Source organism: Streptomyces sp. NPDC047525 (genome assembly GCF_040643025.1).
GTDB lineage: Bacteria > Actinomycetota > Actinomycetes > Streptomycetales > Streptomycetaceae > Streptomyces > Streptomyces durmitorensis.
Window position 1 is genome coordinate 1 of sequence record NZ_JBEYTL010000013.1, and the last position, 23,975, is coordinate 23,975.

Annotated in this window: 26 protein-coding genes; 20 read left to right on the forward strand and 6 right to left on the reverse strand. The window is 71.6% G+C overall.

Annotated elements, in window-relative coordinates; genetic code table 11:
* From ABZ833_RS31465 to truA, 3 genes are all read left to right on the forward strand, one after another.
* Positions 1–396 (forward strand): DNA-directed RNA polymerase subunit alpha C-terminal domain-containing protein (locus ABZ833_RS31465; RefSeq protein WP_361053549.1); only part of this gene is annotated, 396 nt, incomplete at its 5' end.
* A 138-nt stretch (positions 397–534) separates the two neighbouring features.
* Entirely contained in the window at positions 535–1,032 is a 498-nt protein-coding gene (gene rplQ / locus ABZ833_RS31470) for a 50S ribosomal protein L17 (RefSeq protein WP_361053552.1), read from the forward strand.
* Positions 1,033–1,113: 81 nt separating this feature from the next.
* Positions 1,114–1,968: a tRNA pseudouridine(38-40) synthase TruA gene (gene truA, locus ABZ833_RS31475; protein WP_361053555.1), complete on the forward strand. Its 855-nt coding sequence runs from the start codon at positions 1,114–1,116 to the stop codon at positions 1,966–1,968.
* Positions 1,969–1,983: 15 nt separating this feature from the next.
* On the opposite strand, the gene ABZ833_RS31480 is transcribed toward truA, so the two are convergent.
* Positions 1,984–2,832 (reverse strand): hypothetical protein, encoded by an 849-nt coding sequence (locus tag ABZ833_RS31480; RefSeq protein ID WP_249588324.1) that lies wholly within the window; start codon positions 2,830–2,832, stop codon positions 1,984–1,986.
* A gap of 74 nt (positions 2,833–2,906) precedes the next feature.
* On the opposite strand from ABZ833_RS31480, the gene ABZ833_RS31485 reads away from it, so the two are divergent.
* The 4 genes from ABZ833_RS31485 to glmM all read left to right on the forward strand — a co-directional run bounded on the left by ABZ833_RS31485 (position 2,907) and on the right by glmM (position 6,838).
* Positions 2,907–4,118: a glycosyltransferase family 87 protein gene (locus tag ABZ833_RS31485; protein ID WP_361053558.1), complete on the forward strand. Its 1,212-nt coding sequence runs from the start codon at positions 2,907–2,909 to the stop codon at positions 4,116–4,118.
* Between the two features lie 211 nt (positions 4,119–4,329).
* Complete coding sequence (gene rplM, locus ABZ833_RS31490) at positions 4,330–4,773, forward strand: 50S ribosomal protein L13 (protein ID WP_190084432.1); 444 nt, start codon at positions 4,330–4,332, stop codon at positions 4,771–4,773.
* Between the two features lie 42 nt (positions 4,774–4,815).
* Complete coding sequence (gene rpsI / locus ABZ833_RS31495) at positions 4,816–5,337, forward strand: 30S ribosomal protein S9 (protein WP_249588321.1); 522 nt, start codon at positions 4,816–4,818, stop codon at positions 5,335–5,337.
* A gap of 142 nt (positions 5,338–5,479) precedes the next feature.
* Positions 5,480–6,838, forward strand: coding sequence for a phosphoglucosamine mutase (gene glmM / locus ABZ833_RS31500; RefSeq protein ID WP_361053563.1), 1,359 nt, complete (start codon positions 5,480–5,482; stop codon positions 6,836–6,838).
* 30 nt (positions 6,839–6,868) lie between these two features.
* Here the strand turns inward: glmM and ABZ833_RS31505 are convergent, their stop codons facing one another.
* Together ABZ833_RS31505 and coaA are read right to left on the reverse strand one after the other, a co-directional pair.
* On the reverse strand, positions 6,869–7,816 hold the full coding sequence (locus tag ABZ833_RS31505) for a DUF389 domain-containing protein (RefSeq protein WP_361053566.1): 948 nt from the start codon (positions 7,814–7,816) through the stop codon (positions 6,869–6,871).
* A gap of 31 nt (positions 7,817–7,847) precedes the next feature.
* Positions 7,848–8,846, reverse strand: a complete 999-nt coding sequence (gene coaA, locus ABZ833_RS31510; RefSeq protein ID WP_361053569.1) for a type I pantothenate kinase — start codon at positions 8,844–8,846, stop codon at positions 7,848–7,850.
* 148 nt (positions 8,847–8,994) lie between these two features.
* On the opposite strand from coaA, the gene ABZ833_RS31515 reads away from it, so the two are divergent.
* The 6 genes from ABZ833_RS31515 (at position 8,995) to tsaE (ending at position 15,154) form a co-directional block, all read left to right on the forward strand.
* Positions 8,995–9,363, forward strand: a complete 369-nt coding sequence (locus ABZ833_RS31515) for a holo-ACP synthase (RefSeq protein WP_361053571.1) — start codon at positions 8,995–8,997, stop codon at positions 9,361–9,363.
* 61 nt (positions 9,364–9,424) lie between these two features.
* The gene (locus ABZ833_RS31520) at positions 9,425–10,915 is read left to right on the forward strand and encodes an NAD(P)H-hydrate dehydratase (RefSeq protein WP_361053574.1); all 1,491 of its coding nucleotides are present in this window, start codon (positions 9,425–9,427) and stop codon (positions 10,913–10,915) included.
* 397 nt (positions 10,916–11,312) lie between these two features.
* On the forward strand, positions 11,313–12,203 hold the full coding sequence (locus tag ABZ833_RS31525; RefSeq protein WP_361053577.1) for a L,D-transpeptidase family protein: 891 nt from the start codon (positions 11,313–11,315) through the stop codon (positions 12,201–12,203).
* 50 nt (positions 12,204–12,253) lie between these two features.
* Positions 12,254–13,405, forward strand: coding sequence for an alanine racemase (gene alr / locus ABZ833_RS31530; RefSeq protein WP_361053580.1), 1,152 nt, complete (start codon positions 12,254–12,256; stop codon positions 13,403–13,405).
* 13 nt (positions 13,406–13,418) lie between these two features.
* Positions 13,419–14,630 carry an alpha/beta hydrolase gene (locus ABZ833_RS31535; protein ID WP_361053583.1) on the forward strand — a complete coding sequence of 404 codons (1,212 nt, stop codon included), beginning with the start codon at positions 13,419–13,421 and terminating at the stop codon, positions 14,628–14,630.
* Positions 14,631–14,641: 11 nt separating this feature from the next.
* Entirely contained in the window at positions 14,642–15,154 is a 513-nt protein-coding gene (gene tsaE, locus ABZ833_RS31540) for a tRNA (adenosine(37)-N6)-threonylcarbamoyltransferase complex ATPase subunit type 1 TsaE (protein ID WP_361053586.1), read from the forward strand.
* A gap of 285 nt (positions 15,155–15,439) precedes the next feature.
* On the opposite strand, the gene ABZ833_RS31545 is transcribed toward tsaE, so the two are convergent.
* The gene (locus tag ABZ833_RS31545) at positions 15,440–15,991 is read right to left on the reverse strand and encodes a hypothetical protein (protein WP_361053589.1); all 552 of its coding nucleotides are present in this window, start codon (positions 15,989–15,991) and stop codon (positions 15,440–15,442) included.
* 108 nt (positions 15,992–16,099) lie between these two features.
* Between ABZ833_RS31545 and tsaB the strand changes: the two genes are divergently transcribed.
* Genes tsaB through ABZ833_RS31565 form a run of 4 tightly spaced genes read left to right on the forward strand, consistent with a single transcriptional unit; the run spans position 16,100 to position 18,618 of the window.
* Positions 16,100–16,756, forward strand: a complete 657-nt coding sequence (gene tsaB, locus ABZ833_RS31550; RefSeq protein ID WP_361053591.1) for a tRNA (adenosine(37)-N6)-threonylcarbamoyltransferase complex dimerization subunit type 1 TsaB — start codon at positions 16,100–16,102, stop codon at positions 16,754–16,756.
* A gap of 29 nt (positions 16,757–16,785) precedes the next feature.
* Positions 16,786–17,259 carry a ribosomal protein S18-alanine N-acetyltransferase gene (rimI, locus tag ABZ833_RS31555; RefSeq protein WP_249592888.1) on the forward strand — a complete coding sequence of 158 codons (474 nt, stop codon included), beginning with the start codon at positions 16,786–16,788 and terminating at the stop codon, positions 17,257–17,259.
* Positions 17,252–18,364, forward strand: coding sequence for a tRNA (adenosine(37)-N6)-threonylcarbamoyltransferase complex transferase subunit TsaD (tsaD, locus tag ABZ833_RS31560; protein ID WP_361053594.1), 1,113 nt, complete (start codon positions 17,252–17,254; stop codon positions 18,362–18,364). The genes rimI and tsaD overlap by 8 nt, the downstream gene beginning before the upstream one ends.
* Entirely contained in the window at positions 18,361–18,618 is a 258-nt protein-coding gene (locus tag ABZ833_RS31565) for a hypothetical protein (RefSeq protein ID WP_361053597.1), read from the forward strand. The genes tsaD and ABZ833_RS31565 overlap by 4 nt, the downstream gene beginning before the upstream one ends.
* Before the next feature lie 18 nt (positions 18,619–18,636).
* Here the strand turns inward: ABZ833_RS31565 and ABZ833_RS31570 are convergent, their stop codons facing one another.
* Positions 18,637–19,263 (reverse strand): helix-turn-helix domain-containing protein, encoded by a 627-nt coding sequence (locus ABZ833_RS31570; RefSeq protein WP_361054120.1) that lies wholly within the window; start codon positions 19,261–19,263, stop codon positions 18,637–18,639.
* Between the two features lie 187 nt (positions 19,264–19,450).
* On the opposite strand from ABZ833_RS31570, the gene ABZ833_RS31575 reads away from it, so the two are divergent.
* The 3 genes from ABZ833_RS31575 (at position 19,451) to ABZ833_RS31585 (ending at position 22,713) form a co-directional block, all read left to right on the forward strand.
* Positions 19,451–20,941: an MFS transporter gene (locus tag ABZ833_RS31575; protein ID WP_361053600.1), complete on the forward strand. Its 1,491-nt coding sequence runs from the start codon at positions 19,451–19,453 to the stop codon at positions 20,939–20,941.
* A 42-nt stretch (positions 20,942–20,983) separates the two neighbouring features.
* Positions 20,984–21,340: a YciI family protein gene (locus ABZ833_RS31580; RefSeq protein WP_361053602.1), complete on the forward strand. Its 357-nt coding sequence runs from the start codon at positions 20,984–20,986 to the stop codon at positions 21,338–21,340.
* An 80-nt stretch (positions 21,341–21,420) separates the two neighbouring features.
* On the forward strand, positions 21,421–22,713 hold the full coding sequence (locus ABZ833_RS31585; protein WP_361053605.1) for an RNA polymerase sigma factor: 1,293 nt from the start codon (positions 21,421–21,423) through the stop codon (positions 22,711–22,713).
* A 22-nt stretch (positions 22,714–22,735) separates the two neighbouring features.
* On the opposite strand, the gene ABZ833_RS31590 is transcribed toward ABZ833_RS31585, so the two are convergent.
* Complete coding sequence (locus ABZ833_RS31590) at positions 22,736–23,962, reverse strand: methyltransferase domain-containing protein (RefSeq protein WP_361053608.1); 1,227 nt, start codon at positions 23,960–23,962, stop codon at positions 22,736–22,738.
* Positions 23,963–23,975 lie beyond the last annotated feature (13 nt).

The following is a 23,975-nucleotide window of genomic DNA, read 5'->3' on the forward strand; positions in this document are numbered from 1 at the left end:
TCCGCGGGCAAGACCCTGGTCGAGCTGTTCGGTCTGGCGCGCGAGCTCAACATCGACGCCGAGGGCATCGACATGGGCCCCTCGCCGACGGACGCGGCCCTGGCCGCCGATCTCGCCCTGCCGATCGAGGAGCTCGAGCTCACCGTTCGGTCGTACAACTGCCTCAAGCGCGAGGGCATCCACTCCGTGGGTGAGCTCGTGGCCCGCTCCGAGGCGGACCTGCTCGACATCCGCAACTTCGGTGCGAAGTCGATCGACGAGGTCAAGATGAAGCTGAACGGCATGGGCCTCGCGCTGAAGGACTCGCCTCCCGGCTTCGACCCGACCGCTGCCGCTGACGCCTTTGGCGCCGACGACGACGCGGACGCCGGGTTCGTCGAGACCGAGCAGTACTAAGAGCTCGGGACTGACGGTTTGATTTTGGCTGCGCGTGCGTTCTGGTTGCTCGCGCAGTTCCCCGCGCCCCTTACGGGGCGCGGGTGCCACTGACCCCGGTACCTGATACGGCCGGGGCAGACAACAAGGAGAAACACCATGCCGAAGCCCACCAAGGGTGCCCGTATGGGCGGCAGCGCCGCGCACGAGAAGCTTCTTCTGGCGAACCTCGCCAAGCAGCTCTTCGAGTACGGCCGCATCACCACCACCGAGGCGAAGGCCCGTCGTCTGCGTCCCTACGCGGAGCGTCTGGTCACCAAGGCGAAGAAGGGTGACCTTCACAACCGCCGCCAGGTGCTGTCCGTCATCACCGACAAGAGCATCGTGCACACGCTCTTCACGGAGATCGGCCCGCGCTACGAGAACCGCCCCGGTGGTTACACGCGTATCACCAAGATCGGTAACCGTCGTGGCGACAACGCGCCCATGGCGATCATCGAGCTGGTCGAGGCCCTGACCGTGGCGCAGGCTGCCACCGGTGAGGCCGAGGCGGCCACCAAGCGTGCCGTCAAGGAAGACGCCCTCAAGAAGGACGACGCGCCCGTCGAGGACGCGAAGCCCGCTGAGGACGCTGCCGAGGAGTCCAAGGACGCCTGAGGCTCTGCCTTGCTGTGAGCGGGTCCGCCCTTCGGGGCGGGCCCGCTTTCGCATGTCCCTGGTGCTGAGAGGATTACTGGTGTGAGTGATGAAGTGGAGCCCGGGTTCGTACGGGTGCGTCTCGACCTTTCGTACGACGGCAAGGAATTCTCCGGCTGGGCCAAGCAGCGGCAGGGGCAGCGGACCGTCCAGGGCGAGATCGAGGACGCGCTGCGGACCGTGACGCGGTCGCGGGAGACGTACGAGCTGACCGTCGCCGGGCGGACCGACAGCGGGGTGCACGCGCGGGGGCAGGTCGCTCACGTCGATCTGCCCGAGGACGTGTGGGCCGAGCACAGCGACAAGCTGCTGCGGCGGCTCGCCGGGCGGCTGCCGCACGACGTGCGGGTCTGGAAGGTGGCCGAGGCGCCTGCCGGATTCAACGCGCGGTTCGCGGCCGTGTGGCGGCGTTACGCCTATCGCGTGACCGACAATCCGGGCGGCGTCGACCCGCTGTTGCGCAGTCATGTGCTGTGGCACGACTGGGAGTTGGACCTCGACGCCATGAACGCCGCCGCCGAGAAGCTCGTCGGCGAGCACGACTTCGCCGCCTACTGCAAGAAGCGTGAGGGCGCCACGACCATTCGTACGCTCCAGGAACTGCGCTGGGAGCGGCGGCCGGACGGGATCCTCGAGGCGACCGTGCGGGCCGATGCCTTCTGCCACAACATGGTGCGGTCGCTGGTCGGCGCCATGTTGTTCGTGGGGGACGGGCATCGCCCCGTGGAGTGGCCCGCCAAGGTGCTCGCCGCCGGGGTGCGGGACTCCGCCGTGCATGTCGTACGGCCGCACGGGCTGACCCTTGAGGAAGTGGGTTACCCCGCCGACGAGTTGCTCGCCGCGCGCGCCAAGGAAGCGCGCAACAAGCGGACGTTGCCCGGCGCCGGGTGCTGCTGAGCCCCGACTGCCGGACTACTCGGGGGCGTTGGCCGCGGCAGAGGCCTGGGCCTCGCCCCGCCGGTTGATCTGGCCGAAGGCGAAGCGGGCCAGGTCGTCGCCGACGGTGTAGACCTTGCGCTCCTTCTCCGTGACGTCCTTGTCGCTGGTGAAGCCGGAGGTCGTGAAGTAGGCGTAACGGCCGTAGGCGTTGTACGTGCCGCGGCAGACCGCCGTACGGCAGAAGGCGGGGATGCCCTTGCCGGACAGGGAGAGGACCAGGCCTTCCTTCGCCTGGTCGTTGGCCTTGGCGGCCTGGGCCGCCGTGTCGAAGACGGCGACGCCGACCGTGACGGCGATGTTGTCCTTCACGTAGCTGGCGCGGAAGAGCTGCGTGCAGTCGTTCTTGGTGAGGACCGCGGCCAGCTTGGCCTGCGTGACGCTCGCGCACTTCTTCGTGCCGTCCGTGTCGCCCTTCTTGTAGACACGGTCGCCCGAGGTCAGCGACTTGCCGGGGAAGAGCGTGTCGGCGCTGAGCGGCGCCTTGTCCTTCTTGGCGCTGGAGATGAACTCCTTGGGGTCCGGCGGGGGCGGCGGCGTCGTCTCCTCGAAGGACGGGCCGGGGTTCTCGCTCGCGCCGGGGATGTCCGCGGTCGAGGGCAGCTCGCTGGCCGGTTTGTTCGCGGCGGAGGAGTTGTCGCTGTTCGCGGAGACGACCGCGACGGCGACCGCGGCCGCGACCACGACGGTGGCGAGCGCGCCGCCACCGATCATCAGCCATTTGCGGCGCCGGGTGCGCGATTCGGACGCCTCGGCGAGCGCCGCCCAGTCAGGGGTCTGTGAATCCCCTGGACCCCACTGAGGTCCCCCTTGCCCAAAGCTCATGCGCCGCATCTTAGACGGGGAGTTGGGGATGTTGAGCGGGGGTCCGGGGAGGGGCCCGGCCTAGCCTGATCCGTATGAACACGGGCAAAGTAGCTGTTAGCGGGTGGTTGTTGCGGCCGGTGACCTGGCACGGCTGGGCGGCGCTCGGAGTCGTGCTCCTCGCCGCGGTCGTGCGCGTGGGGCTGCGGGGCCCGGACGGCGGGATGGACAACGCCATCGTGGTGCGGGCGGCCGAGGCCTGGCTCGAGGGGCGTTCGCCCTATGCCGACCGGCACTTCCTCTATCTGCCGGGCGCCGTGCTCGCCGCGGTGCCGCAGGCGCTGCTCCCGCAGTCCGTCGTGCGGTTCCTCGTCCCGGCGGGGGTCACGGCCTCGCTCGTCGTCGGGTGGGGGTGCGCGCTGCGGATCCACGGGGTGGCGTGGCGCAGCCGGTTCGCGGTGCTCGGTCTGCTCGCGCTCGCCGTGGGGTTCGCGCCGTTCGGGCATCTGATCGGCCTCGGGAACTGGACCGTGGCGTCGGCGGCGGCGCTGCCGCTCGCGCTGCTCCTCGTCTGCCGGGGGAAGTGGGTGGCCGCGGGGCTGGTCATCGGGGTGGCCGTCGCCGTGAAGCCGCTGCTCGCGCCGGTGGTGCTGCTCTTCGTCTTCGCGCGGCGGTGGAAGGGGCTCGGGGCCGCGGTGCTCGTGCCGGCGGTGGTGTCCGCCGGGGCCGCGCTCGCGATGCCGGACCCCGCGGGGTTCTTCACGCGGACGCTGCCGTTCCTGCTGCGGGGCGACGACAGCTTCGTACGGCTCTACGAGGCGTCGCCCGCCGCGATCCTGCCGCGGCTCGGGGTGCCGCAGGGGGTGGCGTCGCTGCTCGCCCTCGCGGCGGCAGGAGCGGGGGTCTGGTGCGCCTGGCGGCGGTGGAAGGGTGGTCGGGGGCCGGGGGAGCTGCGGGTGGTCGAGACGGCCGTGATGCTGATGCTGGCGGCCTTCCTGGTGTCCAGGCCCTCGTACGACCACTACCTGCTGGTGGTCGTGCCGCTGCTGCTCGCGGGGGCGCTGGTGCCGGGGGCTGTGGCCCGGGGGCCGTGGTTCTGGGTGGCGCTCGTACCGCAGGTTCCGGGGTTCAGCTGGCCCTGGCTCGAGCCGGGCACCAGGCGGGCCTTCCGGGACTGCGTGACGCTCTGCGTGCTGGCGGTCACGGTCGCCCGGAGCTGTGTCCGGAAGGGCGGGGCTACCCTGGAGAGCGCAGACCCGCCTGTGGTGGAAGAGCCGCCGGTGCCGGTCTCCAGAGCCGCGTTTTGACCCGTACGGGGCGGCGCGGGTAGTCTCGAGGATTGTTATGCGTATTGGTGTCGTCGTTCTCACGCGAAGGGCCCATACGTAGGTTCCCTGGAGCAGTTACCAGTGGCTCGCATACGGGCAGCGTCCCCGGCACTGTGAGCCCCAGCTGCATGATCGCTTCCTGGGTGCCGTGTGTCTGGACCCCATCCACTGAAGAAGCGAAGGCTACGAAGTGCGTACGTACAGCCCTAAGCCCGGCGATGTGACCCGCCAGTGGCACGTCATTGACGCTCAGGACATCGTCCTGGGCCGTCTGGCGACCACTGCCGCCAACCTCCTGCGGGGCAAGCACAAGGCGATCTACGCCCCCCACATGGACATGGGCGACTTCGTCATCATCATCAACGCCGACAAGGTTCACCTGTCCGGCAACAAGAAGACCCAGAAGATGGCGTACCGCCACTCCGGCTACCCGGGTGGTCTGCGTTCCGTCCGCTACGACGAGCTTCTTGCGAAGAACCCCGAGAAGGCCGTCGAGAAGGCCATCAAGGGCATGATCCCCAAGAACACCCTGGGCCGTCAGATGCTCTCGAAGCTGAAGGTCTACGCGGGCGACCAGCACCCGCACGGCGCTCAGCAGCCGGTCCCGTTCGAGATCACCCAGGTCGCGCAGTAGTTCCGGCCACCCCCAAAGACGTAAAGAAATCTGAGGAGAATCGTGGCCGAGACCACCGTTGAGCAGCCGGTCGAAGAGACCGAGGTTGTTGACGTAGAGCAGTACACCACCGAGTCCGAGGCGCCCGTCGAGGGCGAGTACACCTCGGAGTCGAACGCCGCGCGCTTCGGCGACCCGCAGCCGGCCGCCGGCCTGGGCCGTCGCAAGAACGCGATCGCCCGTGTCCGGATCGTCCCGGGCACCGGCAAGTGGAAGGTCAACGGGCGCACGCTCGAGGACTACTTCCCGAACAAGGTCCACCAGCAGGAAGTCAACGAGCCCTTCAAGGTGCTCGAGCTCGACAACCGCTACGACGTCATCGCCCGCATCTCGGGTGGCGGCGTCTCCGGTCAGGCCGGTGCGCTCCGTCTCGGTGTCGCCCGTGCGCTGAACGAGGCCGACGTCGACAACAACCGCGCCGCCCTCAAGAAGGCCGGTTACCTCAAGCGTGACGACCGTGCGGTCGAGCGCAAGAAGGCCGGTCTCAAGAAGGCTCGCAAGGCTCCGCAGTACAGCAAGCGCTAATCTGCCTGCTTGTACTGTTCGTTCGCCCCGGCGGCACGTTGTGTGCTGCCGGGGCGTTCGTTTATCGGGAACCCTGGAGATCCTGGTGATCCCAGGGCGGGACCCCGGTGATCCCGGGGTAGAAGTCCGGAGGAGGACAGCAGTGGGACGACTCTTCGGCACGGACGGCGTGCGCGGTGTCGCCAACGCGGATCTGACGGCCGAGCTCGCGCTCGGGCTCTCCGTGGCGGCGGCTCATGTGCTCGGCGAAGCGGGCACGTTCGAGGGCCATCGGCCGGTCGCGGTGGTCGGACGAGACCCCCGCGCGTCAGGGGAGTTCCTGGAGGCCGCGGTGGTAGCCGGTCTCGCGAGCGCGGGCGTGGACGTCCAGCTCGTCGGTGTGCTGCCCACCCCCGCGGTGGCGCATCTCACCGGTGCGCTGGGCGCCGACCTCGGCGTGATGCTCTCCGCGAGCCACAACGCCATGCCGGACAACGGCATCAAGTTCTTCGCGCGCGGCGGCCACAAACTGCCCGACGAGCTCGAGGACCGCATCGAGTCCGTGTACGAGGAGCACCGCACCGGCGCTCCCTGGCAGCGGCCCACGGGCGCGGGCGTCGGCCGTGTGCAGACGTACGACCAGGGCCTCGACCAGTACGTCGCGCATCTCCTCGGTGTGCTCCCCAACCGCCTCGACGGACTGAAGATCGTCCTCGACGAGGCGCACGGCGCCGCCGCCCGTGTCTCGCCCGAGGCGTTCGCGCGCGCCGGTGCCGAGATCATCACGATCGGCGCCAAGCCCGACGGCCTGAACATCAACGACGGCTGCGGCTCCACGCACCTGGGCCTCCTGAAGGCCGCCGTCGTCGAGCACGGCGCCGACTTCGGTGTCGCGCACGACGGCGACGCGGACCGCTGCCTCGCCGTGGACCACACGGGCGCCGAGATCGACGGCGACCAGATCCTGGCCGTCCTGGCGCTCGCCATGCGCGAGCACGGCACGCTGCGCTCGGACACGGTCGTCGCGACGGTCATGTCGAACCTGGGCTTCAAGCTCGCCATGGAGCGCGAGGGTCTCTCCCTGGTGCAGACCGGTGTCGGCGACCGCTATGTGCTGGAGTCGATGAAGCAGAACGGCTTCGCCCTCGGGGGCGAGCAGTCCGGGCACGTGATCATCCTCGACCACGCGACCACGGGTGACGGCACGCTGACGGGCCTTCTGCTCGCGGCGCGCGTCGCCGAGACCGGGCGCAGCCTCGCCGAGCTCGCCGGGGTCATGGAGCGGCTTCCGCAGGTCCTGATCAATGTGCCCGACGTCGACAAGTCCCGGGTCACCACCTCCGCCGAGCTGACGGCCGCCGTCGCCGAGGCCGAGCGTGAACTGGGGGCCACGGGACGGGTGCTGCTGCGGTCGTCCGGCACGGAGCCGCTGGTGCGCGTCATGGTCGAGGCCGCCGACATCGACCAGGCGCAGTCCGTGGCCGAGCGGCTCGCCGACGTGGTGAAGTCCGCGCTGGGTTAGGGCAGTTGCCCGGCCGGGACCGCTGCCCGGCTAGGACGGTTGTGACTTGGCGGTGCGCTCGCGCTGCCTGGCCCAGAGGAGCTTCTGGGTCAGGAGCGTGAGCGTACCGGCGAGGACGATGCCGAGCAGGTTGAGCAGGAGCTGCTCGGTGGAGCCCCACGCCTGCTTGTACTCGTCGTAGCTGAAGGCCACGGCCGCGTTCGCCGCCGCGGGGACCGTCGTCACCGAGATCGCGACGCCGACCAGGGCGCCCGACTTCGCCGAGGTCAGGGACAGCATGCCCGCCGCGCCCGCGAGGACCGCCACCACGAACGAGAACCAGTCGGGGCGGTAGATGAAGTTCGTGTTCGGGCGCTCCGACTTCAGGGCGTCGTCGCTGAACAGGTTCACCGCGTCCATGAAGTGGCTGAAGCCGACGGTCACCACCATCGCGACCGCGAAGCCCACCAGTATCGCGATGAGCGAGCGCAGGGCCAGGCGCGGGGCGCGCTGGACCAGGGCGGTGCAGAAGCCCGCCAGGGGGCCGAACTCGGGGCCCACCGCCATCGCGCCGACGATCAGGATCGCGTTGTCGAGGACCACGCCGCAGGCCGCGATCATCGTGGCGAGCGTGATGAACGCGACGTACGTGATCGAGAGCGTCGACTCCTCGTGGGTCGCGTCGGAGAGCTGCTCCCACAGGACCGCGTCCGCGCCCTCGCCCGGGGCGTCCTCCTCCGCCTTGTCGGCGCGGTGGGACAGGGACAGGTCGATGTTCTCGACCGCGATCGAGCCCGACTCGTCGATGCCGAGCCCGCGCAGACCGCCGATCAGTTCGTCGCCCGCCTCGCGGGCCACGTCGCACATGACGACGTCGCCCGAGGGGTTGCGGGCCGCGCCCGGCAGCACGGCGAGGTGGGTGGTGCCGGTCGTCTCCTCGATCAGACGCACCACGTCATCGGTTCTGTCCGCCGGGGTGATCAGGCGTAGATGCAGCATGCGCGCAGCGTAGCGGGGGTGTCCCCGGGGGCTAGAGCTTGCGCAGGCTCAGGCGCTTCACCTTGTGGTCGGGGCCCTTGCGGATGACCAGGGCGGCCCGGCCGCGCGTCGGGGCCACGTTCTCCAGGAGGTTGGGCTTGTTGATGGTGCGCCAGGTCGTGCGGGCGTAGTCCAGGGCCTCTTCCTCCGAGACCTGGGTGTACTTGCGGAAGTACGAGGACGGGTCCTGGAACGCGGTGGCGCGGAGCTTCTTGAAGCGGTTCAGGTACCAGCGCTCGATGTCCTCGGCGCGCGCGTCCACGTACACGCTGAAGTCGAAGTAGTCGGCGAGGCCCACGCGGGTGCGGCCGTCCTTGCCGGGGAGGGCCGGCTGGAGGACGTTGATGCCCTCGACGATGAGGATGTCGGGGCGGCGGACCGTGAGGCGCTGGTCCGGCACGATGTCGTAGATCAGGTGGGAGTAGACGGGCGCCGTCACCTCGTCCTTGCCCGCCTTGATGTCCGCCACGAAGCGGGTCAGGGCCCTTCTGTCGTACGACTCGGGGAAGCCCTTCCTGGACATCAGGCCGCGGGCCTCCAGCTCCTTGGTGGGCAGGAGGAAGCCGTCCGTCGTCACCCGCTCGACGCGGGGGTGCTCGGGCCAGCGGGAGAGAAGGGCCTGGAGGAGACGGGCGACGGTCGACTTGCCGACCGCCACCGAGCCCGCGACTCCTATGACGAAGGGCGTGCCCGACTGGGAGCCCTTCTCGCCGAGGAAGGTGTTGAGCGCGCCGCGCAGGCCGTCGGTGGCGCCTACGTAGAGGTTGAGGAGGCGGGAGAGCGGGAGATAGATGTCCCGCACCTCGTCCAGGTCGATGACATCGCCCAGGCCGCGCAGCTCCTCCAGCTCGGCGGCGGTGAGGGGAAGCGGCGTCTTGTCACGCAGGGCGCTCCACTCGGTGCGGGTGAGGTCGACGTAGGGAGTCGCCTCCGGCCTGTGCCGGTGGGCGCTCCGCGCGGTCGTCGGGGGTACGGAGACCGATGAGATCACAGTCCATTGTTACGGCTGTTTGAACGGGGCGGGGGGTGGGGTGCGTCACCCTGCGGGGCTTGGGCGGCTGGGGTGTGCGGGTTTGTGGTCTTGCGCACCCCGCGGGGCTTGGGTGGTTGGGGGTGCGCGGGCTCGTAGGCTGCTGCTCGTGATTATTGGGGTCGGTATCGACGTGGCCGAGATCGAGCGGTTCGAGGCGGCGCTTGAGCGTACGGCCGGGATGGCCGGGCGGCTCTTCGTGGAGCGGGAGTTGCTGCTGCCGAGCGGGGAGCGGCGCGGGATCGCCTCGCTGGCGGCGCGGTTCGCGGCCAAGGAGGCGCTGGCCAAGGCGCTGGGGGCGCCTGCGGGGCTGCGGTGGACGGACGCGGAGGTGTTCGTCGAGGAGAGCGGGCAGCCGCGGCTGCGGGTGAAGGGGACGGTGGCCGCGCGGGCCGCCGAGTTGGGGGTGCGGTCGTGGCATGTCTCGCTGAGTCATGACGCGGGGGTGGCTTCGGCCGTGGTGATTGCCGAAGGCTGATTGCCGAAGGCTGATTGCTGAGGGGTGGGCGTCGTGCTCGGCGCTGGGTGACACTCGGGGTATGCGTACTGCGTACACGGTGGAGACGGTCAGGGCAGCTGAGCGGGAGTTGATGGCTCGGGTGCCGGAAGGTGCCCTGATGCAGCGGGCCGCTGCGGGGCTCGCGGTGGTGTGTGCCGAGGTGCTCGGCAAGGTCTACGGCTCCCGGGTCGTGCTGCTCGTGGGGAGCGGGGACAACGGGGGTGACGCGCTGTACGCCGGGGCGCGGCTTGCCCGGCGTGGGGCCGGGGTGTCCGCGGTGCTGCTTTCGCCCGAACGGGTGCATGGGGGTGGGCTTGCCGCCTTCCGTGCGGCTGGGGGGCGGGTTGTCGCGGGTGAGGGTGCGGAGGGTGTTCTGCGGAGGGCCGATCTTGTCGTTGACGGGATCGTGGGTATCGGGGGGAAGGGGGGACTGCGGGCCCCGGCTGCTCAACTGGTGAGTTCTGTAAGGGCGTTTGGGGCGCCGGTGGTTGCCGTGGATCTGCCGAGTGGTGTCGATGCGGACAGCGGTGTCGTCGTCGGCGAGGCGGTGCGGGCGGATGTGACGGTGACGTTCGGGGCGTACAAGCCGGGGTTGTTGATCGATCCGGGGCGGGAGTACGCGGGGGTCGTGCGGCTGGTCGACATTGGGCTTGAGCTGGGTGCGGGTGCGGGTGCGGGTGCGGGTGCTGGTGTGGGCGCGGGCGCGGGCGTGGGTGTGGGGGAGGCTGAGGTCGAGGCTTTTCAGTACGCCGATGTGGCCTCGCTGCTGCCGATGCCGACCGGGGAGAGCGACAAGTACCGGCGGGGTGTCGTGGGGATCGTCGCCGGGTCCGCCCGGTACCCCGGGGCCGCTGTGCTCGCTGTGGCCGGTGCGCTGCGGGGTGGTGCGGGGGCCGTGCGGTACGTGGGGCATGCGGCGGATGCGGTGATCGCCCGGTTCCCGGAGGCCCTCGTCTCCGCGGGGCCGCCGTCCAGGGCGGGGCGGGTGCAGGCCTGGGTGGCCGGTCCGGGGCTCGGGGACGACGCCGAGGGGCTCGCGGATGTGGTGGGTGCCGATGTGCCCGTGCTGATCGACGCGGACGGGCTGCGGCTCGCCGATGCGGCGGCGGTGCGGGGGCGGGGCGCGCCTACCTTGCTCACGCCGCACGCGGGGGAGGCTGCTGCCCTGTTGGGGGTTGCGCGGGAGGAGGTCGAGCGGGGGCGTCTTGCCGCTGTGCGGGAGTTGGCGGGGCGGTATGGGGCGACGGTGCTGTTGAAGGGGTCGACGACGCTGGTCGCGGGCCCGGGGGGCGGTGCGGTGCGGGTCAACCCGACGGGGACGCCGTGGCTGGCCACCGCGGGCAGCGGGGACGTGCTGTCGGGGCTGGCGGGGGCGTTGCTCGCGGCGGGGCTCGGGGCGGGGGACGCGGGGGCGGTGGGCGCGTATCTGCATGGGCTCGCTGGGCGGCATGCGGCGGATGGGGCGCCGGTGGGGGCGCAGGACGTGGCGGAGGCGATTCCTGCGGCTTGGCGGGATGTTCGGGGGGACTAGCGTCCGGCTTGGCGGTGCGGTGTCGCTCCGGCTGCGGGTGCGTGCGGGCCGCGGGGCTGGTTCGTCTGTGGGTGCGGTGCCGCGCCGGTATGTCCGTCCTCGCTATCGTCCGGTGGCCGCCTTGGTGCTTCGGAGGGGGAGTGCCGCGAGCCGTGCTCCGGGCGGACATACCGGCACGTCCCCTTGCGAGCGTTCCCGACTGCGGCCCATCCGGTCTTGTTCTTCGGTCAGGCGCGTGCTGCGGGGCAAACGGGCGGGTGGGCGGGAAAGCTTGTTCGGTCAGGTGGTGCTGCGGGGGAACGGGCGGCTGGTCGCGCCCTGCGGTCAGGGCGGCTCTTCGGGTGACCCCACCGCGCGGCACAGGCCGACAGGCCACACCGCGGGGTTCGCTCATCGCATGATCAGTAAGACAGCTCAGCGCGGCCTGGCCGTGCTGCTCGCGGTGGCCGCCACCCTCCCGGCAGGCCCCGCGTTCGCCGACCCCGCACCGCCGAGCCCCGCCTCCCCCGCCGCCCGCCTCGTCCCCGGCATCCCGCTTCCGCCGCGGCACCCGTGGCAGCTGGACACCCCGGACCAGGACCTGGCGCCGCACGTGTACACCCCCAGCGCCGCCGAGGACGCCATCGAGCCGGACGACGCCGTCGGCGAGCAGCTCATCGAGTACGTGCCGCCGGGTGAGGTCGTCAGGAAGTCGGCCGGCGCCCGGTGCAGCGCGAGTACCGGGCCCCATCAGCGGGACGTCGAGCGGTGGCTGAAGCTTGACGTGGACGGGAAGCAGTCCGCCAAGGACTGCCGGGCCATCCGTGCCTTCCAGCGGAAGGAAGGGATCCGGCCCGCCATCGGCTTCGCGGGGCCCGTCACCTGGGCGCGGATGCGGCTCATCTCCGCCCGCAAGAAGCCGAACGCCGAGAGGAAATGCCCTACGCGCGCGTACCGCCTCGCCTGCGTCGATCTGCGGCGGCAGCTGATGTGGGTGCAGAAGGGGAAGAAGGTGCTGCTCGGGCCCGTGCCGATCCGGAGCGGGCGGGCCGGGTACGCGACCCGTGTCGGCTGGCACAAGATCTACTGGAAGCACAAGAACCACTGGTCGTCGATCTACGAGACCCCCATGCCCTACAGCCAGTTCTTCAACGGAGGACAGGCCTTCCACGCCATCTACGGCAACATCTACAGCCCCCCTGGCTCACGCGGCTGCGTGAATATGCGGCTCGACGACGCCCGTGCCCTGTGGAAGACCCTGCACAAGGGAGACCGGGTCTACGCGTGGGGACGCAGGCCCGGGACCTGAGGCGCGCGGCTGCCGGGGTGTCAGCGGGCTCTGAGACACTGGTCGGCGTTATGACTGAGACCGCACCCTTGCGTGCCCGCGCCGAGATCGACCTGGCCGCCCTCCGGGCCAACGTGCGGACTTTGCGCGCCCACGCCCCAGGCGCCGCCTTCATGGCCGTCGTGAAGGCGGACGCGTACGGCCATGGGATGGTGCCCTGCGCCCGCGCCGCCGTCGAGGCGGGAGCCACCTGGGTGGGCGCCGCGACGCCCGAGGAGGCGCTCGCGCTGCGGGCCGCCGGGATCCAGGGGCGCCTCATGTGCTGGCTGTGGACTCCGGGCGGCCCCTGGCGCGAGGGCGTCGAGGCCGACCTCGACATGTCGGTGAGCGGGCTCTGGGCGCTGCGCGAAGTGTCCGCGGCCGCGCGGGCCGTGGGGCGCACCGCGCGTATCCAGCTGAAGGCCGACACCGGCCTCGGGCGCAACGGCTGCATGCCCGCCGACTGGCCCGAGCTCGTCTCGCAGGCGCGCCAGGCCGAGGCCGAGGGCCTGGTGCGCGTCACCGGGATCTGGTCGCACTTCGCGTGCGCCGACGAGCCAGGACATCCGTCCATCGCCGCTCAACTCACCCTCTTCCGCGAGATGATCGCGGCTGCCGAGGAGCGCGGGATCCGCCCCGAGGTGCGGCACATCGCCAACTCGCCGGGCACGCTCACGCTTCCGGAGACACACTTCGATCTCGTACGACCGGGGATCGCGATGTACGGGATCTCGCCGAGCCCCGAGGTCGGCACCCCGGAGGAGTTCGGCCTGCGGCCCGTCATGACGCTCAGCGCCTCGCTCGCCCTCGTGAAGCACGTCCCGGGGGGTCACGGCGTCAGTTACGGGCATCACTACGTCACACCCGGCGACACGACCCTGGGCCTCGTCCCGGTCGGGTACGGGGACGGGATCCCGCGCCACGCGTCCGGCACAGGACCCGTGCTCGTCGGCGGCAAGTGGCGCACGGTCGCGGGACGCATCGCCATGGACCAGTTCGTGGTCGACCTCGGCGGTGACGAGCCGGAGGTGGGCTCCGAAGCGGTCCTGTTCGGTCCCGGTGACCGGGGCGAGCCGACCGCCGAGGACTGGGCGCAGGCGGCGGGCACCATCGCGTACGAAATCGTCACCCGCATCGGATCGCGTGTCCCGCGCGTCTATGCCAATGAGCGACCCGACGAGTGAGTAGGAGCGGCACGTGAGCGAGACCAGCACGGGGGCGGCCGCGGAAGCGGTGACGGAAGTCGCCGCGGCGGCCGGGAACTGGCGCAGGGCCGGATTCGCCGGCGCGGCGATAGGCGTCGTCGCGGCGGGAGCCGCGGCCGGTGTCGCCATCGAGCGGCTGACCGTCGGACGCGGCATGCGCAAGAAGGCGCGGCTCGCACTCGACGCCTCCGGGCCGTACGGCTCGCTGCGCGGCATGCCGGGTCAGGCGTACGCCGACGACGGCACCGAGCTCTCGTACGAGGTCGACGAGGTCGAGGCGGACAGTGCGCAGGCACCGCGCCGCCGCAGGCTCTTCGGGCGCAAGGCCCCTGCCCCCGTCACCGTCGTCTTCAGCCATGGGTACTGCCTGAGCCAGGACTCCTGGCATTTCCAGCGGGCGGCCCTGCGCGGCGTCGTGCGCTGTGTGTACTGGGACCAGCGCAGCCACGGCCGTTCGGGGCGGGGAGCCGCGCAGCTCGCGGACGGGACGCCGGTCTCCATCGACCAGTTGGGGCGGGACCTGAAGGCCGTCATCGACGCGGCGGCGCCCGAGGGACCGCTGGTCCTGGTCGGGCACTCCATGGGCGGCATGACGACGATGGCCCTCGCCGACCACTTCCCGGAGCTGATCCGCGAGCGCGTCGCGGGCATCGCCCTGGTGGGTACGTCGTCCGGGCGGCTCGGCAGCGTCAACTTCGGTCTCCCGGTCGCCGGAATGAATGCCGTGCGGCGGGTGCTCCCGGGTGTCCTCAAGGCGCTCGGCTCACAGGCCGATCTCGTGGAGAAGGGGCGGCGGGCCACCGCGGACCTCTTCGCCGGCATCATCAAGCGCTATTCGTTCTCGTCGAAGGACGTGGACCCGGCGATCTCGCGGTTCGCCGAGCGGATGATCGAGTCGACGCCCATCGACGTGGTCGCGGAGTTCTATCCGGCGTTCGCCGAGCACGACAAGACGGAGGCCCTGAAGCACTTCGCCGAGCTTCCGGTGCTCGTCCTGGCCGGGGACAAGGACCTGGTGACGCCCAGCGAGCACAGCGAGGTCATCGCCGATCTGCTGCCGGACGCCGAGCTCGTCCTCGTCCCGGACGCCGGGCACCTGGTCATGCTGGAGCACCCCGAGGTGGTCACGGACCGCCTCGCGGATCTCCTCGCCCGCGCGGGGGCCGTCCCCGCGGCGGCCGACGCACGGACGTCCAGCGGCTAACGTTGGGGGGCATGGAAACACCGCACAACCCGGCCCCCGTGAACTCCCTCGGCATCACCGTCACCTCCCCCGAGCAGATGGGGGACCTGGGTCGCCGCCTCGCCAAACTGCTCCGCCCCGGTGACCTCGTGATGCTCACCGGCGAGCTGGGCGCCGGCAAGACGACGCTCACCCGAGGCCTGGGCGAAGGCCTCGGCGTCCGGGGCGCCGTCACGTCCCCGACCTTCGTCATCGCCCGGGTCCATCCGTCCTTGTCCGAGGGCCCGCCCCTGGTGCACGTGGACGCGTACCGCCTGGGCGGCGGGTTGGACGAGATGGAGGACCTCGACCTCGACGTCTCGCTGCCCGAATCGGTGATCGTCGTGGAGTGGGGCGACGGCAAGGTCGAGGAGCTCTCCGACGACCGCCTGCGCGTCGTCATCGACCGGGCCGTCGGCGACACGACGGACGAGGTGCGCGAAGTGACGCTGACCGGGGTCGGGACGCGGTGGGCCCAGGCCGATCTCACGCTGCTTTCGGCCTGATCCTCGTCTTTTCGCCCGAACATTCCGACAAGGCGTCGGGAAGATGTTGCGCGGCGTGCTCCGGGCGTGGTCACATGGATACCGGTACTGGTTAGGTCTACCTAACCACGTCTGCCCCCGGAGCCCAGGAGGCATCCATGTCGGCTTCAGAACGTGACGTACAGCCCCGGCCGCACGGGCTGTCGGGGCCATCGGGGATTTCCATGCGCGATCTGCTCGCGTCCTGCGTGGCCGCCACTGCGGTGTCCACGCCACCGCGCGATCCTGCGCCCACGGGCGAGGCCCCTACGGAACGACGACGACCTTCTTGCTGATCGTCGCGAACTCCCACATCGCGTTGCCGTCCTTGCGCGACTCGCGGATGCCGCCGGTCTTCTTCGACGGGTCGGGCTTCGGCGTCGAGCCGTCGACGGCCGCGCTGAAGCCGATCGCGATGCCGTCCACGTTCGCGAAGCGCACGACGTGCTCGATCGCCACGCCGTCCGTTCCGGTGACGGTGCCCGAGCGCGAGGTGACGGCGTACGTGCCGGGGACCGGGTCCACCGTGCTCGGCGTGACCTTGAACGTGCGCTGCGCCTTGCCGGAGCCCGCGACCAGCCACACGCGGTCGTCGCCCACCGAGTAGACGACCCGCTCGCCGCTGCCGGACTGCGCCGGAAGCGCCGTCGGGTTGGCCTTGTCCTTGGGGGAGCGTGACGCCGAGGCGGAGGGGGACGTGTCGGGCTTCTTGCCCAGGGAGTCCGGCGCGCTGGCCGAGGCCTGGTAAGCGAGGAAGCCGACCGCGGCGAGCGCAGCGGCGGTGAGCCCGGCCACGAATCCCGAGCTGCTCCTAGACACCTGCGCCACCCTCTTCGTACTCCGTACGGCTACGGGGTGACGTTAGCAGCAGGTGTGCGGCATCCTCGGTCGGCCGTGCGCCGGGCGCCGGAGCCGTAGGCTATTCGCGTGCTCTTGCTCGCTCTGGATACCGCCACCCCCGCCGTCACCGTCGCGCTGCACGACGGCGCCTCCGTCGTCGCAGCCTCCAGCCAGGTGGACGCCCGCCGCCACGGCGAGCTGCTGCTCCCCGCCGTCGACCGCGTGCTCGCCGACGCCGGGCTCAGACTCGACGCCGTGACCGGCATCGTCGTCGGCGTGGGCCCCGGCCCCTACACCGGCCTGCGTGTCGGCCTGATGACCGCCGACACCTTCGGCCTCGCGCTCGGCGTGCCGGTGCACGGGGTGTGCACGCTCGACGGGCTCGCGTACGAGTCCGGCATCGAGAGCGGCCCCTTCGTCGTCGCCACGGACGCGCGGCGCAAGGAGGTCTACTGGGCGCGGTACGCGGACCCGCGCACCCGCCTCACCGAGGCCGCCGTGGACCGCCCCGCCGACATCGCGGACGCGGTGGCGGGCCTGCCCGCCGTCGGCGCGGGCGCGGTGCTCTACCCCGAGACCTTCCCGGACGCCCGCGCCCCCGAGCACGTCTCGGCGGCCGCGCTCGCCTCGCTCGCCGCGGAGAAGCTCGCTGCGGGCGAGGAGCTGCTGCCCCCGCGGCCGCTGTACCTGCGCCGCCCGGACGCGCAGGTCCCCAAGAACTACAAGGTGGTCACCCCCAAGTGACATCCGTGACGACAGCTGTCCTGCGCGAGATGCGCTGGTGGGACATCGAGCCCGTCTTCGTCTTGGAGAAGGAGCTCTTCCCGGACGACGCCTGGTCGCGCGGCATGTTCTGGTCCGAGCTCGCCCACGCCCGCGGGCCGCTGGCCACCCGCCGCTATGTGGTCGCCGTGGACGGGGACCGGCTCGTCGGGTACGCGGGGCTCGCGTCGGCCGGCGACCAGGCCGACGTGCAGACCATCGCGGTGGCCCCGAGCCACTGGGGCACGGGGCTCGGCTCCCGGCTCCTGACCGACCTGCTCGGCGCGGCCACCGCCTTCGAGTGCGCCGAGGTCATGCTCGAGGTGCGGGTCGACAACACCCGGGCCCAGAAGCTGTACGAGCGCTTCGGCTTCGAGCCCATCGGCTTCCGGCGGGGCTACTACCAGCCGGGCAATGTGGACGCCCTGGTCATGCGTCTGACCGATCCCTCAACTTCCGTACAAGGAACCGACACCCATGGCTGACTCGCGCGATCAACCTCTCGTTCTCGGCATCGAGACCTCCTGCGACGAGACCGGCGTCGGCATCGTCCGCGGCACCACCCTGCTCGCCGATGCCATCGCCTCCAGCGTCGACGAGCACGCGCGCTTCGGCGGCGTCGTGCCCGAGGTCGCCTCGCGCGCGCACCTGGAGGCGATGGTGCCGACCATCGACCGCGCGCTGAAGGAGGCCGGGGTCGCCGCCTCCGACCTCGACGGCATCGCGGTGACGGCCGGTCCCGGCCTCGCGGGCGCGCTGCTCGTGGGCGTCTCGGCGGCCAAGGCGTACGCGTACGCGCTCGGCAAGCCGCTGTACGGCGTGAACCACCTGGCCTCGCACATCTGCGTGGACCAGCTGGAGCACGGCACGCTGCCCGAGCCGACGATGGCGCTCCTTGTCTCCGGCGGCCACTCCTCGCTGCTGCTCTCCACCGACATCACGTCGGACGTACGCCCTCTGGGCGCGACCATCGACGACGCGGCGGGCGAGGCCTTCGACAAGATCGCGCGGGTGCTCAACCTCGGCTTCCCGGGCGGCCCCGTCATCGACCGGTACGCGAAGGAGGGCGACCCGAACGCGATCGCCTTCCCGCGCGGCCTCACGGGCCCGCGCGATGCCGCGTACGACTTCTCCTTCTCGGGCCTGAAGACCTCCGTCGCGCGCTGGATCGAGGCCAAGCGGGCCGCGGGCGAGGAGGTGCCCGTCCGTGACGTGTCGGCGTCCTTCCAGGAGGCGGTCGTCGACGTGCTGACCCGCAAGGCCGTGCGGGCCTGCAAGGACGAGGGCGTGGACCACCTGATGATCGGCGGCGGCGTGGCCGCCAACACGCGGCTGCGTGCCCTCGCGCAGGAGCGGTGCGAGGCGGCCGGGATCCGGCTGCGGGTGCCGCGGCCGAAGCTGTGCACGGACAACGGCGCGATGGTGGCCGCACTGGGCGCGGAGATGGTGGCCCGTAACCGCTCGGCCTCCGACTGGGACCTGTCGGCGGACTCCTCGCTGCCGGTGACGGAGCCACACGTCCCGGGCCACGCGCACAGCCACGACCACGACCACGTGCACGAGGTCAGCAAGGAGAACCTGTACTCGTGACCGTCGCGCTGATGTGGGAGGCCCGCGCCGCCGAAGGGCGGGGCGAGGAACTGCTCGCGTGGGCGCGGGCGCAGCCCCTGGCGGGCGAGCCGGTCCGCCGCGAGAGCTTCCGCGCCCCGCAGGACCGGGTCCTCGTCCTGACGTGGTGGGACGCCGCATACGACGCCGAACTGCCCGAACTGCCGGAGCCCGCGCCGGAGTTGGTGACGCGGGCGGTGCACAGGTGGCGCTTCGAGTCGGCCGGGCTCGGCTGACCCGGAGGGACCAGCCGGTCAGGGGCGTCGCGCCTGCCCCAGGAGCCCGTCGATGACCGCTCCCAGCTGCTTGGACACGTCGTAGTCCGCCGTCAGTTCCAGCCAGCGGTCGGCGAGGGCGGTCATGTGGGGGAGTTCCCCGGCGTCCGCGTCCGTGAGCATGCCGGGGAAGTGGCGCCTGCGGTCCGGCTCCTCGGCGCGGCGGGCCATCGCCTGGCGGAAGACCAGGTCGCCGTAGACGCAGTGCCAGATGGTGCGGTAGGCGGCGACGGCCTCGGCCGGGGTCAGGCCGCAGGTCATGCAGGAGTCGATGATCTCCTCGACCATCCACAGGGCGCCCTTGTCGGTGAGGTCGCCCAGGCTCAGCACCTCGACCACCCAGGGCATCCGCGCCAGCGTGCCGTGCATGTGCAGGGTGACCGCGAGCAGCCGGTCGCGCGGGTCGTCGGGGAGCTCCGGGCGCGGGACCGAATCGGCCGTGCCGGACAGGGTGAGCATCAGGAGCTCGTCCTTGTCACGCACGTGGTGGTAGAGCGCCATCGGGGTCGTGCCGACCTCCTTGGCGACCCTGCGCATGCTCAGGGCGGCCACGCCCTCCTCCTGGAGGATGCGGCGCGCGATGCCGACGATCGTGTCGAGGTCGATGCGGCTGGGGCGGCCGCGTTTCTTCTTCTGCTCGACGGGTTTCTCCGCGGCCGCCGGTCGTGCCGCGTCTGTTCTTTCCGATTCTGCTGCCACGTGGCTCATTGTCGCGCCCCGGGGGTGTGGGGGAAGCGGTGCGGGTGAAGCACGCCGTTTTATTTTCTATACGCGTATAGTAATGTGCGTGGGCATGGTGAATCCCGCTGACTCGAAGCCCCCGCGGACCCGTTGGCTGCTGCCGGTGCTGCTCACGGTGCAGTTCCTGGTCTCGCTGGACATGTCCGTCGTGAACATCGCGCTGCCCGACATCGGCGACGACCTCGGCTTCGGAGCCGATTCGCTGCTCTGGGTCGTCAACGCCTACGCGCTCGCCTTCGGCGGCCTCCTCATGCTGGGCGGGCGCCTCGCCGACCTGGCCGGGCGGCGGCGCACCCTGATCGCCGGGTTCGCGGTCTTCGGCATCGCGAGCCTGGCGGGCGGGCTCGCGCAGACGCCGGGTCAGCTCGTCGCGGCGCGGGCCGTGCAGGGTGCGGGCGCGGCGGCGCTCGCTCCCGTCGCGCTCGCACTGATCACCGTCAACTACGCGGCCGGGTCCGCGCGTTCACGGGCGCTCGGGCTCTGGGGCGCGGCGGGCGCGCTCGGCGGTGCGGTCGGAGTGATGGCGGGCGGTGTGCTCACCGAATGGGCGGGCTGGCGCTCCGTGATGCTGATCAACGTCCCCGTGGTGCTCGGCGCGCTCCTGCTCTCGCGCCGTGGCGTGCCCGCCGACCGGCGCACCGGGCCCGCGCCGCGCCTCGACGTGCTGGGCGCGCTGCTCGTCACGGCGGGCATGGCGGCACTCGTCCTCGGCCTCGTCCGCACGGAGACGTACGCATGGGGATCCGGCACGACCCTGGGCACCCTCGGCGCGGCGGCCCTGCTGCTCGTCGCGTTCGCCGTCGTCGAGTCCCGGCAGCGCGAGCCGCTGCTCCGGCTCGGCCTGCTCAGGAACCGCCCTGTGGCCTCCGCGAACGCGTTCGCGCTGCTGATGTCGTCGGGGCAGTTCGCCGCCTTCTACTTCACCTCGCTCTATCTCCAGGAGGTCATGTCGTACGGGTCGACGCGGGCGGGGGCGGCGTTCCTGCCGTTCTGCGTGGGCGTGGTCGCCGGGTCGGTGATCTCGGCACGGAAGGTCGGCCGCTTCGGGGAGCGGGCGCTGCTGGTGACCGGAGGGCTGCTCGGAGCGGCGGGCTTCGTGTGGTTCGCCCTCACCGTCGGGCCCGGCGGCACGTTCCTCGGGTCCATCGTGGGGCCCTCGCTGGTGGCGAGCGTCGGCATCGGCATGTGCTTCGTGCCCCTCGGCACGGCGGCGACGTCCGGTGTCGCCGCCGAGGAGACCGGCATGGCGTCGGGGCTGCTCAACAGCTCCCGGCAGCTGGGCGGCTCGCTGGGGCTCGCGGTCCTGGTGACGGTGGCGTCGGGCGTCACGGGCTCTGGCCGGGGGCCCGGCGCGCTCGCGGACGGGTACGCGACGGCGTTCGGCGTCGCCGCGGCGCTGCTCGTGGCGGCATCGGTGGTCACGGCCGTGCTGCATCGCGCTCCCGCACGGCTGCGACCTGCGGAAACGTCTGCCCAAGAAGATTCTTCGAAGAATCTGGGCGACGATGTCGATTCGGGCGTCTCCCGTTCGACGCATGGGTGAGAGGCGAGGAGAAGCCCCGCCACCACCCGATGGGAGACCACCATGCCGCGCTACCTGACGATGATCCGCGTCGACGAGAAGAACTCCCCCGAGGGCGGCCCGAGCCCCGAGATGGGCGAGCGCATGGGCGCGCTCCTCGAAGAGATCACCAAGGCCGGGGTGATGCTCGAGACCGCCGGCCTCACCCCGAACGCCGAGGGCACCCGTGTCCACTGGAAGGGCGGTCAACTGTCCGTCACGGACGGGCCGTTCACCGAGGCCAAGGAGGTCATCGGCGGCTACTCGATCACCCAGTGCAAGGACAAGGCCGAGGCGGTCGAGTGGGCGAGCCGGTTCCTGAAGGTGCACGACGAGCAGTGGACGGTGACGGCGGAGGTCCGGGAGATCATCGAGGGCTGAGGCTGAGGCTGAGGCTGAGGCCGAGCCGCGGGCCGTGGGCGCAGGGTCTTTGCGGTGCCCCGCGGAGGGTGCTCTGATGGGTGGCCGTGACGGCCCACTCCTCAGAGCACCCTCGCCAGGACGCTCCCCGCAACGCCATTGAGACCGTCTTCCGGATCGAGTCCCCGCGCCTCATCGCCGGTGTCGCGCGGATCGTGCGCGACGTGGGCATCGCGGAGGAGCTGGCGCAGGACGCGCTGGTCGCCGCCCTCGAACAGTGGCCGAAGACCGGCGTCCCCGACAATCCGGGCGCCTGGCTGACGACCACGGCCAAGCGCCGCGCGATCGACCTCGTGCGCCGCAGGGAGCGCTACGCGCGCAAGTTGGAGGAGATGGGCCGCGACCTGGAGACGGCCCCGCCCCACGTCGACGAACCCGCAGACTCCGTCGACCCTGACCACATCGACGACGACCTCCTGCGCCTCGTCTTCACCGCCTGCCACCCGGTGCTCTCCGCCGAGGCCCGCATCGCGCTCACCCTGCGGCTGCTCGGCGGCCTCACCACGGCGGAGATCGCCCGCGCGATGCTGGTCCCCGAGGCGACGGTGGCTCAGCGCGTCGTGCGCGCGAAGCGCACTCTCGCCGCCAAGGGCGTGGCCTTCGAAGTGCCGTACGGAGCCGATCGCGAGGCCAGGCTCGGGTCGGTGCTCGAAGTCATCTACCTCATCTTCAACGAGGGGTACGCGGCCACGGCGGGCGACGACTGGCTGCGCCCCTCCTTGTGCGAGGACGCGCTGCGCCTCGCCCGGGTGCTCGCAGGGCTGATGCCGCGGGAGGCCGAAGTGCACGGCCTTGCGGCGCTGTTGGAGCTCCAGACGTCCCGCGCGGCGGCGCGGACGGGCCCCAAGGGCGAGCCGGTGCTCCTCGCGGACCAGGACCGCCGCCACTGGAACCGGCCGCTGATCCGGCGGGGCTTCGCGGCACTCGCCCGCGCGCGGGCCGTGTCGACGGGCGGCCCCGGCCCCTACGAGCTCCAGGCCGCGATCGCCGCCTGTCACGCGAACGCCGCGTCGTACGAGGAAACGGACTGGCCCCAGATCGCCGCCCTGTACGGCCTGCTGGCCGCCCGCACCCCGTCACCGGTGATCGAGCTGAACCGCGCGGTGGCCGTGTCGATGGCATCGGGCCCGGCTCAGGCGCTGCGCCTGGTGGACGCGCTCGCGGACGAACCCGCCCTGAAGGACTACCACTTGCTGCCCAGCGTGCGGGCCGACCTGCTGGCCCGCCTCGGGCGCGGCGCGGAGGCGCGGGCGGAGTTCGAGCGGGCGGCGGGGCTTGCGCGGAACGTGAGGGAGCGGGAGCTGTTGCTGGGGAGGGCGGAGGAGTGCGGGTAGGGGCGGGGCCGGGGAAAGGTACTCAGTTCCCCACCGCCGGGTGCCCGATCAGCATCGCGGGCGCACCCGCCACCCGGGTGAGGAACACGGTGGCCGAGTTCTTGCCCTGCGGCTTCACCTTCCGGCGCAGTTCCTCCGGCTCCACCGCGGACCCCCGCTTCTTCACCGTCAGGATCCCGACCTCCCGCTCCCGCAGCACCGCCTTCAACTTCTTGACACCGAAGGGCAGTTGATCGGTGATCTCGTACGCCACCGCGTACGGCGTCGCGTGCAGCGCGTCGGAGGTGACGTACGCGATGGTCTCGTCGATCAGACCGCCCTCCACCCGCGCGGCCACCTCCGCCACCAGATGCGCACGGATGACGGCGCCGTCCGGCTCGTACAGATAGCGTCCGACGGGTCGCACCGCCGGGTCGGGGAGCATCTCGGCGAGGGAGGACGCGACCGAGACTCCCGAGGGCAGCAGCGTCGCGCGGTGCGAGGACGGGGTGTCCGTGCCGAACCACAGCACGGCCTCCTTCACGTCCCCGCCGTCCGAGATCCACTCCGCCGCGGCCTCGGCGGGAACCGCCTCGTGCGGAATGCCGGGAGCGATCTTCAGCGCCGCGTGCGGGGCCTTGCGGGCGGCCTCGACGGCCCAGGACAGGGGCGGGGAGTAGGCCTCGGGGTCGAAGATGCGGCCCCGCCCGCCACGCCGCGCCGGGTCCACGAAGACCGCGTCGTAGGCGGCCGTGTCGACCTCGGTGACATCGGCCTCGCGCACCTCGATGAGGTCGGCGAGGCCAAGCGCCTCCGCGTTCGCGCGCGCCACCGCGCAGGTCAGCGGGTCACGGTCCACGGCAAGGACGGCGATCCCGGCCCGCGCGAGGGCGATCGCGTCGCCGCCGATGCCGCAGCAGAGATCGGCCACGCTCCGTACGCCGAGGGACCTGAAGCTCTCGGCGCGGTGCACGGCCACGCTCGTGCGGGTCGCCTGCTCGACGCCGTTCGGCGTGAAGAACATCCGCCCCGCGTCCTCGGCACCGAACTTCGCCACCGCCCGCCGCCGCAGCCGCGCCTGCGCGAGCACCGCCGTGACCAGCTCCGCCGGGTGCTCGCGGCGCAGGCGGGTGGCGACGGCCAGCTCCCGGGCCGGATCGGCGTCGCGCACCTCGTCGAGATCGAGCAGGGACCGGCCTTCGGCGCTGAGCAGCGCGGAGAAGGAGGTCAGGGCGGCCGAGTCGCGGTCGAGGTCGTTCACCCGGCCCATTGTGGGCCAGTCG

Bases quoted from the DNA above. Each gene is read 5' to 3' on its own strand.
- rplQ (WP_361053552.1), top strand. From the start codon at position 535: ATGCCGAAGCCCACCAAGGGTGCCCGTATGGGCGGCAGCGCCGCGCAC.
- ABZ833_RS31480 (WP_249588324.1), bottom strand. From the start codon at position 2,832: ATGAGCTTTGGGCAAGGGGGACCTCAGTGGGGTCCAGGGGATTCACAG.
- ABZ833_RS31485 (WP_361053558.1), top strand. From the start codon at position 2,907: ATGAACACGGGCAAAGTAGCTGTTAGCGGGTGGTTGTTGCGGCCGGTG.
- ABZ833_RS31505 (WP_361053566.1), bottom strand. From the start codon at position 7,816: ATGCTGCATCTACGCCTGATCACCCCGGCGGACAGAACCGATGACGTG.
- ABZ833_RS31520 (WP_361053574.1), top strand. From the start codon at position 9,425: ATGCGTACTGCGTACACGGTGGAGACGGTCAGGGCAGCTGAGCGGGAG.
- ABZ833_RS31525 (WP_361053577.1), top strand. From the start codon at position 11,313: ATGATCAGTAAGACAGCTCAGCGCGGCCTGGCCGTGCTGCTCGCGGTG.
- alr (WP_361053580.1), top strand. From the start codon at position 12,254: ATGACTGAGACCGCACCCTTGCGTGCCCGCGCCGAGATCGACCTGGCC.
- tsaE (WP_361053586.1), top strand. From the start codon at position 14,642: ATGGAAACACCGCACAACCCGGCCCCCGTGAACTCCCTCGGCATCACC.
- rimI (WP_249592888.1), top strand. From the start codon at position 16,786: ATGCGCTGGTGGGACATCGAGCCCGTCTTCGTCTTGGAGAAGGAGCTC.
- tsaD (WP_361053594.1), top strand. From the start codon at position 17,252: ATGGCTGACTCGCGCGATCAACCTCTCGTTCTCGGCATCGAGACCTCC.
- ABZ833_RS31575 (WP_361053600.1), top strand. From the start codon at position 19,451: ATGGTGAATCCCGCTGACTCGAAGCCCCCGCGGACCCGTTGGCTGCTG.
- ABZ833_RS31580 (WP_361053602.1), top strand. From the start codon at position 20,984: ATGCCGCGCTACCTGACGATGATCCGCGTCGACGAGAAGAACTCCCCC.
- ABZ833_RS31590 (WP_361053608.1), bottom strand. From the start codon at position 23,962: ATGGGCCGGGTGAACGACCTCGACCGCGACTCGGCCGCCCTGACCTCC.